Below are 12709 nucleotides of genomic sequence, written 5' to 3' on the forward strand. Positions count from 1 at the left end.
TTTCTGTGGATCTGAATTAAAAGCTGGCGCCATGGCGCTTGCGGTAACTTTCCATGAATTTGGCCATGCGGCCGAAGGCTTCCACCATATCGTCCGAGTTCGGCAGGAACACCACGCGGAAGTGATCCGGCGCGATCCAGTTGAAGCCGCTACCCTGAACGATCAGCACTTTGGTTTCGGCCAGCAACTCGTATGCGAATTGCTGGTCATCCGCGATCGGATAGATCTCCGGATCAAGCCGCGGAAACATGTACAGCGCGGCTTTCGGCTTGACGCAGGTGACGCCCGGAATCTCGGTCAGCAGCTGGTAAGCCAGATCGCGTTGCTTCAACAGGCGCCCGCCCGGGCCCACCAGGTCGTCAATCGACTGGTAGCCGCCGAGCGCAGTCTGGATCGCAAACTGCCCCGGCGCGTTGGCGCACAAGCGCATCGAGGCCAGCATGTTCAAGCCTTCGATGTAATCTTTTGCGTGCGACTTTTCGCCCGACACCACCATCCAGCCGGACCGGTAGCCGCAGGCGCGGTAATTTTTCGACAGCCCGTTGAAGGTCACGAACAGGATGTCATCCGCCAGCGAGGCGATCGACACGTGCTGGGCGCCGTCGTACAGCACCTTGTCGTAGATTTCATCGGCGTAGATGATCAGGTCGTGCTGGCGCGCCAGTTCGATGATCTGCAACAGCAGCTCGACCGGATACAGCGCGCCGGTCGGGTTGTTGGGATTGATGACCACGATCGCGCGCGTGTTCGGCGTGATCTTGCTGCGCATGTCTTCGATGTCCGGATACCAGTCCTGCTGCTCGTCGCAGATGTAGTGCACCGGCTTGCCGCCGGACAGCGACACGGCGGCGGTCCACAGCGGATAGTCGGGCGCCGGCACCAGCACTTCGTCGCCATTGTTCAGCAGCGCGTTCATCGACATCACGATCAGTTCGGACGCGCCATTGCCGAGGTAGATATCATCGATGGCCACGCCACGGATATTCTTGCCCTGCGTGTAATGCATCACCGCCTTGCGCGGCGCGAACATGCCCTTGGAATCGGTGTAGCCGGCGGCGTTGGACAGGTTGATCTTCATGTCCTGCACGATCTCGTCCGGCGGATCAAAGCCAAACACGGCCAAGTTGCCGATGTTCAACTTCGTGATCTTATGGCCCTCTTCCTCCATCTGGCGGGCCTTTTCCGGCACCGGGCCGCGGATCTCGTAGCAGACTTCCGCCAGTTTGTTCGATTTTTGAATCGGTCGCAAAATAAAATCCTGTTTATGTGAGGCAAACTTCCATGACCTGCCAAACCGCCGGCGCCGGCCCTTGCTGCAATGCGAAAAGGACCATTCTGCCGAAAGGGGCGGATTTAATCAACCTTTCAGGCCGTAGCCCTCTGTAAAACGCTACAATGATGCTTCTTTTGCCGCTATTTACCCCGAGATATCTGCGATTTCCGACATGAAGCTCCACCAAAGCGATACCCAAAAATACCAGACCGTTACCGGCTACGATGAAACCGGCGTCGAAATCAATGCCGTGCGCTACAACTACAGCCTGATCGTGCTGCCGGAAACGCCACCGCGCGCCTGGGCGGCGCCGACCTTTGAATCTCTTTCCGTAGAGCATTTCAACATCATCGGCGCCGACAATCCGGACGTGGTGATCCTGGGCACCGGCGACAAACAGCGCTTCATCCATCCGAAACTGACCGCCGCGCTGACCATGCGCCGCATCGGCGTCGAATGCATGGACAGTCAGGCCGCCTGCCGCACCTACAACATCCTGATGGGCGAAGGCCGCAAAGTCACGCTGGCCCTGGTGATCGGCCCCGGCGACGGACAGAGCGCCGAATGAACGACCTGTACAACTCCAAAAAGTTTCTGTGGACGCTGTTCGCGCTGTTCGCGCTGATCTGGCTGTACGTGCTGGGCATCCGCTCGCTTGTGCCGCCCGACGAGGGCCGCTATGCCGAAATGGCGCGCGAGATGTGGGCCAATGGCGACTGGATCACCACCCGCCTCAACGGCATCAAGTATTTTGAAAAGCCACCGCTGCAAACCTGGATGAACGCGCTGACCTTCACCGTGTTCGGCCTCGGTGAATGGCAGGCGCGGCTGTGGACCGGCTTGTGCGGCCTCGGCGGCGTGATCTTCACCGGCTATGCCGGCAGCCGCGTGTTCGGCCAGCGCGCCGGCTTCTATGCCGCGCTGGCGCTGGGCTCCAGCCTGTTCTGGGTGGCCTGCGGCCAGATCGATTCGCTGGACATGAGCCTGTCGGCCATGATGTGTGTTTCCCTGTGCGCGCTGCTGATCGCCCAGCGCGACGCCGCCACGCCCACCGAGCAGCGCAACTGGATGCTGGTGTGCTGGGCCGGCATGGCGCTGGCGGTGCTGGCCAAGGGCTTGATCGGCGTGGTGCTGCCGGGCGCGGTGCTGGTGCTGTACAGCGTATTGGCGCGCGACTTCGGCATCTGGAAGCGTCTGCATCTGGGCAAGGGACTGCTGCTGTTCTTTGCCATCGCCAGCCCGTGGTTCGTGCTGGTGGCGCTGCGCAATCCGGAGCAGCCGCATTTCTTCTTCATTCATGAGCACTTCGAGCGCTTCTTCCTCAAGGAGCACCACCGCGAAGGCGCCTGGTACTACTTCCTGATGCTGCTGGTGCCCGGCGTGATGCCGTGGCTGGGCGTGCTGCCGCAGGCGCTGCTGCAAAGCCTGCGCCGCAACGAGGGCCGCTTCCAGCCCAAGCTACTGCTGCTGATCTGGTTCGTCTTCATCACCTTCTTCTTCAGCTATTCCAGCTCCAAGCTGCCGGGCTACATCCTGCCGGTGTATCCGGCGCTGGCGCTGCTGCTGGCCACCTATCTGGAAAGCGCCTCGCGCCTGAACCGCCTGATCGCCGCCGGTCTGCTGATCGCGGTGGGCGTGGCCGGCCTGGCGGCGATTCCGCAGATGGCGCAGATGGCGGTGCGCCATCCGGCCGAGCGCGCCATGATCGAGGCCCACCAGCCGTGGGTGCTGACCGCCGCCATCATTGCCGCCGCCGGTGGCGCGCTGGCCGCGCTGCACGCGCGCCAGCTGCGGCGCGACCTGACGGTGCTGACACTGGCCATCGCCGGCTTCTGCGCGGTGCAGCTGATTCTGATCGGCTTCGAACCGTACGGCAAAATGCGCGCCGGCAAAGAGCTGGCGCTGAAGATCCGCCCGCAGCTGGGCCCGGACACCCCAGTATACTCGGTCGGCACCTACGAACAATCGATGACTTATTACCTGGGCCGCACCGTGACCCTGGTCGATTACTGGGATGAATTCACCTTCGGCCTGCGTCAGCAGCCGGAGCTGTCGATTCCCAACATCGACGCTTTCATCGTCCAGTGGAACGCGCATACCGCGCAGCAGGTCAAGGCGATGGCGATCGTCAGCGACGACGCCTACGAGCAACTGAAGAAGCGTGGCCTGACCATGCGCGTGCTGGCGGAAGATACCCGGCGCATGGTCATTACCAATCTGTAATGAACAAAACCATAAAGGTAGGCGGCTAAACACCGCATCCTCCGGGCCGATTGCCCGGCGGCGGCTGGCGCGCCCCTGACGAACGCTTTAGAATGACGGCCATACGTCAATAGATGAAAATATATTAAGAGAGCTAACCACCTCATGAGTGCTGACCTGCCCTTTTTGCCCTTCTCCCGGCCTACGATAGACGAGGCCACCATTACCGCCGTCGGCGACGTGCTGCGCTCGGGCTGGATCACCAGCGGCCCCAAAGTGGCGGCGTTCGAAGCCCAGATGTCGGAATACTTCGGCGGCCGTCCGGTGCGCACCTTCAATTCCGGCACCTGCACCATGGAAATCGCGCTGCGCATCGCTGGCGTCGGTCCCGGCGATGAAGTCATCACCACGCCGATTTCGTGGGTCGCCACCGCCAACGTCATCATCGAAGTGGGCGCGACCCCGGTGTTTGCCGACATCGACCCGGTCACCCGCAATATCGACCTCGACAAGGTGGAAGCCGCGATCACGCCGCGCACCAAGGCCATCATTCCGGTCTACCTGTCCGGCCTGCCGGTCGACATGGACCGCCTGTACGCCATCGCCGCCAAGCACCAGCTGCGGGTGGTGGAAGACGCGGCCCAGGCCTTCGGTTCGGAATGGAACGGCAAGCGCATCGGTTCGTTCGGCGACATGATCTCGTTCAGCTTCCAGGCCAACAAAAACCTGACCACCGGCGAAGGTGGCGCACTGGTGCTGAACAACCTGGAAGAAGCCCGCATCGCCGAGAAATACCGGCTGCAGGGCGTGACCCGCAGCGGCGTCGACGGCATCGACGTCGACGTGCTGGGCGGCAAGTACAATATGAGCGACATCATGGCCGCGATCGGCCTGGGCCAGTTCGCCAACATCGATCACATCACCGCGCACCGCCGCGCGCTGGCGCGCCGCTACTACGAACAGTTCGGCGCCGAGTTCGAAGCGCAGTCCGGCGCCCAGCTGCCACTGCAGGCTTTCGACAGCAGCAATTACCACCTGTTCCAGATCATCCTGCCGGACAACGGTCCCAACACCCGCGCCGACTTCATGAACGCGATGAAGGAGCGCTTCAACATCGGCACCGGCTACCATTACTCGCCGATCCATTTGTTCACGCTGTACCGCGAGCGCGGCTTCCACGAAGGCATGTTCCCGGTGTCGGAAAAGCTGGGCTACCTGACCGTGACGCTGCCGATGTTCTACGCCATGACCCTGGAAGACGTCGACCGCACGGTCGCCGCCGTGAAAGCGATCCTGATTAAATGAACGCGCCGCTGATGAAACCAGAAATTTCCGTCGTCATCCCGATCTACAACGAGCAGGCCGGCCTGGCCGCGCTGTTCGCGCGCCTGTACCCGGCGCTGGACCGGCTGAACACCAGCTACGAAATCGTGTTCGTCAACGACGGTAGCCGCGACAACTCGGTGTCTATCCTGGCCGAGCAATTCCGCCAGCGCCCGGACGTGACGCGCGTGGTGCTGTTCAACGGTAACTACGGCCAGCACATGGCGATCCTGGCCGGCTTTGAGGCGGCGCGCGGCGAGATCATGATCACGCTCGACGCCGACCTGCAAAACCCGCCGGAGGAAATCGGCAACCTGGTGGCCAAGATGCGCGAAGGCTACGACTACGTCGGCTCGATCCGCCGCAAGCGCCAGGATACGGCGTGGCGCACCTACGCCTCCAAGGCGATGAACCACCTGCGCGAAAAAATCACCAACATCAAGATCACCGACCAGGGCAATATGCTGCGCGCCTACGGCCGCAATGTGATCGACCTGGTCAACCAATGCGCCGAGGTCAACACCTTCGTGCCGGCGCTGGCCTACCGCTTCGCCCGCAACCCGACCGAGATCATGGTCGAGCACGAGGAGCGCGCGGCCGGCGAATCGAAATATTCGCTGTACAGCCTGATCCGCCTGAACTTCGACCTGGTCACCGGCTTCTCGCTGATCCCGTTGCAGTTCTATTCGATGATGGGCATGCTGATGTCGCTGATCTCCGGCCTGCTGGTGCTGGTGCTGGTGGTGCGCCGCCTGTTCCTGGGCGCCGAGGCGGAAGGCGTGTTCACGCTGTTTGCCATCACCTTCTTCTTCATGGGCGTGATTTTGTTCGGCATCGGTTTGCTGGGCGAATACGTCGGCCGCATCTTCCAGCAAGTGCGGGCGCGGCCGCGCTATGTGGTGCAAACCATCCTGCAACGCAAACCGGGCGATGGCGTCGATGACGCGCCGCCCGGCGTCGAAAAACGCACCGTGGGCCGTCCTCATGACTGACGATCTGCAACCACGCCGGCGCGCCGTGGTGTTCGGCTACCACAATGTCGGCGTGCGCTGCCTGAAAGTGCTGCTGGCGGCCGGCGTCGAGGTCGCGCTGGTGGTCACCCATGAAGACAGCGCCAGCGAAAACATCTGGTTCGAATCGGTCATCACGCTGTGCCAGGCCGAAGGCATCCCTTACATCACGCCGGCCGACGCCAAGTCGCCCGAATTGCTGGCGCAGGTACAGGCGCTGCGGCCGGACCTGATGTTCAGCTTCTACTACCGCCACATGCTGCCGGCCGAGCTGCTGGCGGTGGCGCCCGCTTTCAATATGCACGGCTCGCTGCTGCCGGAATTCCGCGGCCGCGCGCCGGTCAACTGGGCGGTGCTGCACGGCGCCACCGTGACCGGCGCCACGCTGCACGAAATGACCGTCAAGCCGGACGCCGGCGCCATCGTGTCGCAGATGGAAGTGCCGATCCTGCCGGACGATACCGCGCACGAAGTGTTCGGCAAAGTGCAGGTGGCGGCCGAGCAGGCGCTGTGGCGCGTGCTGCCGTCGCTGCTGGACAACAGCGCGCCGCGCCTGCACAACGATCTGAGCAAGGGCGGCTACTTCGGCGGCCGCAAGCCGGAGGATGGCCGCATCGACTGGAGCCAGCCGGGCCAGCAGGTCTACAATCTGCACCGCGCGGTGGCGCCGCCGTATCCGGGCGCCTTTACCGACCTCGACGGTGTACGCTATGTGATCCAGCGCGCCCGCTTGAATGGCAATTTCGGCAACGTTGTTTCTCTCAGTTTGCCACCGGGCTTGGCAGTAGTAGATAATTGTATCTTTGGCGTTTGCGGCGATGGCCGCATGCTGACGATTTCCTCCCTGACGGCTGATGGCGAACCCATCACCGCTGAACAGTTGCACACCCGTCTGGCAGCCCGCGCCTGAAACGCGGCGGCCGGCGGCACAAGAACATTATTTGGAAAACCATCATGAAAAAAGTACTCATTCTCGGCGTTAACGGCTTCATCGGCCACCACCTGTCGAAGCGCATCCTGGAAACGACCGACTGGCACGTGTACGGCATGGACATGAACACCGACCGTATCACCGACCTGCTGGAGAATGAGTCCTTCAAGTCGCGCATGCACTTCTTTGAAGGCGACATCACCATCAACAAGGAATGGGTCGAGTACCACGTCAAGAAGTGCGACGTGATCCTGCCGCTGGTGGCGATCGCCACGCCGTCGACCTACGTCAAGGCGCCGCTGCGCGTGTTCGAACTGGACTTCGAAGCCAACCTGCCGATCGTGCGTTCGGCCGCCAAGTACGGCAAGCACCTGGTGTTCCCGTCGACCTCGGAAGTGTATGGCATGTGCCACGACGAAGAGTTCGATCCGGAGAACTCCGAGCTGATCTGCGGCCCGATCAACAAGCCGCGCTGGATCTACTCCAACGCCAAGCAGCTGATGGACCGCGTGATCTGGGGCTACGGCATGGAAGGCCTGAACTTCACCCTGTTCCGTCCATTCAACTGGATCGGCGCCGGCCTGGATTCGATCCACACGCCAAAAGAAGGCTCGTCGCGCGTGGTGACCCAGTTCTTCGGCCACATCGTACGCGGCGAGAACATCTCGCTGGTGGACGGCGGCCACCAGAAGCGCGCCTTCACCGACATCGACGATGGCATCGACGCGCTGATGAAAATCATCGAGAACAAGAACGGCGCCGCCACCGGCAAGATCTACAACATCGGCAACCCGGTCAACAACTACTCGATCCGCGAACTGGCCAACATGATGCTGGCACTGGCGCCGCAATACCCTGAGTACGCCGAAGGCGCCGCCAAGGTTCAGATCGTCGAGACCACCTCCGGCGCCTACTACGGCGCGGGCTACCAGGACGTGCAGAACCGCGTGCCGAAAATCACCAACACCTGCGAAGAGCTGGACTGGAAACCGACCACCACCATGGCAGACGCGCTGAAGAAAATCTTCGACGCCTACCAGGGCCAGGTGGCCGCCGCTCAAGCACTGATGGACTAAGCATTGAGTAACAAACCTCTGATGGTGTTGAAGATCGACGTCGACACCTATCGCGGCACCCGTGAAGGCGTACCCAACCTGGTACGGACGCTGAAGGCATACCACGCCGGCGCCACCTTCCTGTTCGCGCTCGGACCGGATCACACCGGCTGGGCGCTGCGGCGCGCGCTGCGCCCCGGCTTTTTCAGCAAGGTGTCGCGCACCTCGGTGGTCGAACATTACGGCATCAAGACACTGATGTACGGCGTGCTGCTGCCCGGCCCGGACATCGGCAAGGACTGCGCCGCCGAGCTGCGCGCGGTGCGTGACGCCGGCTTCGAATGCGGCATCCACACCTGGGACCACACCCGCTGGCAAGACAATGTCGCCAAGCGCGACGCCGCCTGGGCCAGCGCCATGATGCGCAAGGCGTTCGCCCGCTTCAGCCAGGTGTTTGGCGTGGCGCCACGCACCATCGGTGCCGCCGGCTGGCAGATGAACAATGGCGCTTTCCACGAGCACGACCATGCCGGCTATGGCTATGCCTCGGACGGCCGCTGTGTGCTGAATCCGGATGGCACGCTGGCCAATCCAGCCGACGGCCCGCACCGTCTGGCCGATGGCCAGCAAGTGCTGCAGCACATCCAGATGCCGACCACGCTGCCGACGCTGGACGAAATCCTCGGCTGCGAGATCGACGGCGTGACCATCACCACCGCCAACATCGCCGACTTCCTGCTCAAGCTGACCGCCGGCGCCACGCGCGACCACGTATATACTTTGCACGCCGAGCTTGAAGGACAGAAACTCGCCCCCATATTCGAGCAGCTATTGGCAGGATGGCAAGCCCAGGGATACCAACTGGCGTCCATGGCGGACTACTATCAGAAGATCCGCGACCTGCCGCTGCCGGTTTGCCCCATCACCTGGGGCGAACTGCCGGGACGTTCGGGCACGCTGATTATTCAGGGTCCGGCCGTTGCCCAATGAACCTATAGGAGATGCCTGTGGCTGACGTAGTAACCGATTTCTCCGCGCCGATGACCAGCGGCCAGACCTTCCATTTGTCCGGCCGTCCGGCGCGCTATACCGTGCTGTTCTTCTACCCCAAGGACAACACCCCAGGCTGCACCACGGAAAACATGGCCTTCCGCGACCTGCACGAGCAGTTCACTGCGGCCGGCGCCGAAATCTACGGCATCAGCCGCGACTCGCTGCGCTCGCATGAAAACTTCAAGACCAAATTAGGGCTGCCGTTTGAACTGATTTCCGACCCCGAGGAAGCCGTCTGCCAGCAGTTCGGCGTCATGAAGATGAAGCAAATGTACGGCAAGACGGTGCGCGGCATCGAACGTAGTACGTTTGTGATTGACGCTAGCGGTCAATTGGTGAAAGAATGGAGAGGCGTGAAGGTAGCGGGTCACGTCGATGAAGTGCTGGAATTTGTAGCGCATCAGGCTTAAGCAGTTACGATGCGCGTTGCAGCTCCAGTTTGCTCAACCCGTAGGAACGTAACCACATTTTGAGTCAACACTGTACCTTTTACCCTCCTCGGTGGCCATCCGGCCACCTTGCGGTACTCACCGGGCTGCAACTATGCCCATCGGCAGTCTTTCACCTGTTTTCCCCTAAAGCATCCACCCCATCTGCGTTCGCACCCGCCACGCGAGCGCTCAGCCATGGGCGGATTCCTCCAGATATTTTTCGATTGAGATCCTGATGCCACTGCCAAAAATACCAAGTAAGCCAGCGACTATACTGTTGGCAAAAGATTACCCCAAGGCCACCGACGTGCGCCCTGCCCTCGCGGCAGTGGTCGACATCGCCCCCGAGCCTGCACCAGCGCCGAAGAAGGCGGCAACCGTTAAAGCCGTACCTGTAGCAAAGAAACCAGCCGCAGCCAAAACCCCGGCCAAAGGCAAGACCGTGGCCGCCGTATTGCAGGCCGCGCCAGCGGTATTGCAAGCCGCCGCCGACGCGGTCGAAGCCAAAGGCAAGAGCTCGCCACGCGGCAAGGTCACGCCGATCAACGCCGAGGCGCCACATCCGGCCAAGCACAAGCCGAACGAGGTGGCGATCAAGTCGTCCACCAGCCGCAATGCCGATGTCACCGGCACCACCAAGATGTTTGTGCTGGATACCAACGTGCTGATGCACGATCCATCGTCGCTGTTCCGTTTCGAGGAACACGATGTCTACCTGCCGATGATGACGCTGGAAGAGCTGGACAACCACAAGAAGGGCATGACCGAGGTGGCGCGCAACGCCCGCCAGGTGTCGCGCACGTTGGATGCGCTGGTGTCCAACACCGACGACGACGCCATCGAGAACGGCATCCCGCTGTCCAAGCTGGGCAACAAGGACGCCAAAGGCCGGCTGTACTTCCAGACCCGCATGCAGACCGCCGATTTGCCGCTGGGTCTGCCGGTTGGCAAGGCCGACAACCAGATCCTGTCGGTGGTGCGTTCGCTGGAAGCGGACCAGCCGGGCCGCGCGATTGTGCTGGTGTCGAAAGACATCAACATGCGCATCAAGGCGCGCGCGCTGGGCCTGCCGGCCGAGGATTACTTCAACGACCACGTGCTGGAAGACACCGACCTGCTGTACTCGGGCATCGTCCAGCTGCCGGACGATTTCTGGAACAAGCACGGCAAGGATCTGGAATCGTGGCAGGAAAATAAAAACGGCCAGAGCGCGACGTTCTATCGCGTCACCGGTCCGTTCGTGCCGTCGATGCTGGTCAACCAGTTCGTGTTCCTGGAACCGAAGAATGGCGAAGCGCCGTTCTATGGCCAGGTCAAGCAAATCAACGGCAAGACCGCCGTGCTGCAAACCCTGCGCGACTTCAGCCACAACAAGAACAATGTGTGGGGCGTGACCGCGCGCAACCGCGAGCAGAACTTCGCGCTGAATCTGCTGATGAATCCGGAATGCGACTTCGTCACCCTGCTCGGCCAGGCCGGCACCGGCAAAACCCTGCTGGCACTGGCGGCCGGTCTGGCGCAAGTGCTGGAGACCAAGCTCTACAACGAAATCATCGTCACCCGCGTGACGGTGCCGGTCGGTGAAGACATCGGTTTCCTGCCGGGCACCGAGGAAGAGAAAATGTCGCCGTGGATGGGCGCGTTTGACGACAATCTTGAAGTGCTCAACAAGTCCGATTCGGATGGCGGCGAGTGGGGCCGCGCGGCGACCCAGGATCTGATCCGTTCGCGCATCAAGATCAAGTCGCTGAACTTCATGCGTGGCCGTACCTTCGTCAACAAATTCCTGATCATCGACGAGGCGCAGAATCTGACGCCGAAGCAAGTGAAGACGCTGGTGACGCGCGCCGGCCCTGGCACCAAGATCATCTGCCTGGGCAACATCGCACAGATCGACACGCCGTACCTGACTGAAGGTTCGAGCGGCCTGACCTATGTGGTGGACCGCTTCAAGGGCTGGTCGCACAGCGGCCACGTGACGCTGGCACGCGGCGAACGTTCGCGCCTGGCCGACCACGCGAGCGAAGTCTTGTAGAAATCAACCAAACGATTTAAATCGTTTTCAGCCCCGCCCGCAGCAATGCCGGCGGGGCTGAGTTTTTTGGGGCCACACCGCGCCGTAAGGCAAATTGGCAACAGCAACATCGATGACACCCGAAAAATCGATGGCGTCGTGAGCGTCTGCGCCTGTCGGCGCCGGTTGAAAAATGGCGGCGTCATCGTCGACGGTGCCATAAGCGAGAGCAACGGCAAGAGCCGCTGGTTTGACGAATTTCATTTTGATCCCCGGATGGTTCGGTTGAGAAAGCGCGGTGTCGGGCCAGGTACGGGGATAAGGGACCATGGTTGCGTACATTTCTGTACGAATAATTATGATGCACAAAGGCATCTTTTGAATATTATCGGAGGCAATAGTTCATGTCAATCTCTTAAAAACCACGCATAAAGCTGTAACGCGCGTCTGTAAAAGTGCTTGTAAGCGGCGCCAAGGTGTATGACACTAGACTCCCAAGTGATTGATTTTGCCCGTGTTTCGCGCCAACAGAGGTCAGACACCATGGACATCCCTATCCTCATCCAGAAGACGGTGGGCGCCCGCAAGCAATACGGCGTCACGATACCGGACATCCCCGGCTGCGTGACCACAGGCGAAACAGTGGGCAAAGCCATGAGCAATGCCACCAAGGCCATCTACGGCCACGTCGGCCAGTTGGTGGAGCAAGGCAAGCCGTTCGAAATCAAACCGTCCGAGGTGGAGACTTTATCGCAGGAGCCGGATTATGCCGACGGCATCTGGGCGCTGGTCAGCCTGGACCTGGCCCGGCTCGACGATCCGCCTGAGAGTTAAACGCTAGCTGCGCCGGCGCTGCCAGCGGAAGCCGGGGATATTGATGCGCTGCTTGCTGCTGCCATCCCACTCGACCGCGAAGCCGGCGTCGTTCAGCGCCGCCGCCACCGCCTGGCCGATGCGCTGGTCGCGCGCCGGATCGCCGCGCACATGGCCAAAGGCGATCATCACGCCATGGCCTTTGACGGCGCGCTCGACATCCTGACCGTGATAGAAGCAGTAACCACGGTAATGGCCGTCGGGGCCGGCGGCCAGTGCTTCCGCCACGTCCGCGTGGCCATCGGACATGGTGTAGCCGGCGTTGGACAGCGCGCAGATGCCGCCCTCGTGCAGTTCGTCGAAAATGCGGTCGAGACGGTCGCAATCGGTGACCTCGGGCCAACTGCGTTGCTCGCTCAGCTTGCGTTCCAGCGCGGGGCCGACCAATGATGTGAGCACAGCGATATTGCAGCCTTCGGCGGCAATGTCGAGGATCATCTCCTCGATTTCCTCACCGCTGTAAAAACCGGCCCCTACCCAGAGGGCGATATGGTCTGCCACATATTGCTCGTCTTCCGTCATTCAACCACTCCACTCAGTGATG

At 61.5% G+C, this 12709-nt stretch carries 13 protein-coding genes; 10 read left to right on the forward strand and 3 right to left on the reverse strand.

Annotated features, from left to right (window positions below; all coding sequences use genetic code 11):
* Positions 1-16 precede the first annotated feature (16 nt).
* Positions 17-1249: a pyridoxal phosphate-dependent aminotransferase gene (locus GJ699_RS04825; RefSeq protein WP_154373634.1), complete on the reverse strand. Its 1233-nt coding sequence runs from the start codon at positions 1247-1249 to the stop codon at positions 17-19.
* A gap of 196 nt (positions 1250-1445) precedes the next feature.
* On the opposite strand from GJ699_RS04825, the gene GJ699_RS04830 reads away from it, so the two are divergent.
* The 9 genes from GJ699_RS04830 to GJ699_RS04870 all read left to right on the forward strand — a co-directional run bounded on the left by GJ699_RS04830 (position 1446) and on the right by GJ699_RS04870 (position 11313).
* On the forward strand, positions 1446-1841 hold the full coding sequence (locus GJ699_RS04830) for an Mth938-like domain-containing protein (protein WP_154373636.1): 396 nt from the start codon (positions 1446-1448) through the stop codon (positions 1839-1841).
* Complete coding sequence (locus tag GJ699_RS04835; protein WP_154373638.1) at positions 1838-3496, forward strand: glycosyltransferase family 39 protein; 1659 nt, start codon at positions 1838-1840, stop codon at positions 3494-3496. The genes GJ699_RS04830 and GJ699_RS04835 overlap by 4 nt, the downstream gene beginning before the upstream one ends.
* A gap of 144 nt (positions 3497-3640) precedes the next feature.
* Entirely contained in the window at positions 3641-4780 is a 1140-nt protein-coding gene (locus GJ699_RS04840) for a DegT/DnrJ/EryC1/StrS family aminotransferase (protein ID WP_154373640.1), read from the forward strand.
* 11 nt (positions 4781-4791) lie between these two features.
* Positions 4792-5790 carry a glycosyltransferase gene (locus tag GJ699_RS04845; protein ID WP_154373642.1) on the forward strand — a complete coding sequence of 333 codons (999 nt, stop codon included), beginning with the start codon at positions 4792-4794 and terminating at the stop codon, positions 5788-5790.
* Positions 5783-6718 carry a formyltransferase gene (locus GJ699_RS04850; protein WP_154373644.1) on the forward strand — a complete coding sequence of 312 codons (936 nt, stop codon included), beginning with the start codon at positions 5783-5785 and terminating at the stop codon, positions 6716-6718. The genes GJ699_RS04845 and GJ699_RS04850 overlap by 8 nt, the downstream gene beginning before the upstream one ends.
* A 44-nt stretch (positions 6719-6762) precedes the next feature.
* Positions 6763-7815: a bifunctional UDP-4-keto-pentose/UDP-xylose synthase gene (locus GJ699_RS04855; protein WP_154373646.1), complete on the forward strand. Its 1053-nt coding sequence runs from the start codon at positions 6763-6765 to the stop codon at positions 7813-7815.
* Between the two features lie 21 nt (positions 7816-7836).
* Complete coding sequence (locus GJ699_RS04860; RefSeq protein ID WP_154374116.1) at positions 7837-8784, forward strand: polysaccharide deacetylase family protein; 948 nt, start codon at positions 7837-7839, stop codon at positions 8782-8784.
* An 11-nt stretch (positions 8785-8795) separates the two neighbouring features.
* Positions 8796-9257 carry a peroxiredoxin gene (locus tag GJ699_RS04865; RefSeq protein WP_154373648.1) on the forward strand — a complete coding sequence of 154 codons (462 nt, stop codon included), beginning with the start codon at positions 8796-8798 and terminating at the stop codon, positions 9255-9257.
* Positions 9258-9513: 256 nt separating this feature from the next.
* Positions 9514-11313 (forward strand): PhoH family protein, encoded by a 1800-nt coding sequence (locus tag GJ699_RS04870; RefSeq protein WP_154373650.1) that lies wholly within the window; start codon positions 9514-9516, stop codon positions 11311-11313.
* Positions 11314-11340: 27 nt separating this feature from the next.
* On the opposite strand, the gene GJ699_RS04875 is transcribed toward GJ699_RS04870, so the two are convergent.
* Positions 11341-11556 (reverse strand): hypothetical protein, encoded by a 216-nt coding sequence (locus GJ699_RS04875; protein ID WP_154373652.1) that lies wholly within the window; start codon positions 11554-11556, stop codon positions 11341-11343.
* Positions 11557-11835: 279 nt separating this feature from the next.
* On the opposite strand from GJ699_RS04875, the gene GJ699_RS04880 reads away from it, so the two are divergent.
* Entirely contained in the window at positions 11836-12126 is a 291-nt protein-coding gene (locus tag GJ699_RS04880; protein WP_154373654.1) for a type II toxin-antitoxin system HicB family antitoxin, read from the forward strand.
* 3 nt (positions 12127-12129) lie between these two features.
* Here the strand turns inward: GJ699_RS04880 and GJ699_RS04885 are convergent, their stop codons facing one another.
* Positions 12130-12687: a DUF6891 domain-containing protein gene (locus GJ699_RS04885; protein WP_154373657.1), complete on the reverse strand. Its 558-nt coding sequence runs from the start codon at positions 12685-12687 to the stop codon at positions 12130-12132.
* Positions 12688-12709: the final 22 nt, after the last annotated feature.

This window comes from Duganella guangzhouensis (assembly GCF_009674535.1).
Lineage (GTDB): Bacteria > Pseudomonadota > Gammaproteobacteria > Burkholderiales > Burkholderiaceae_D > Rugamonas > Rugamonas guangzhouensis.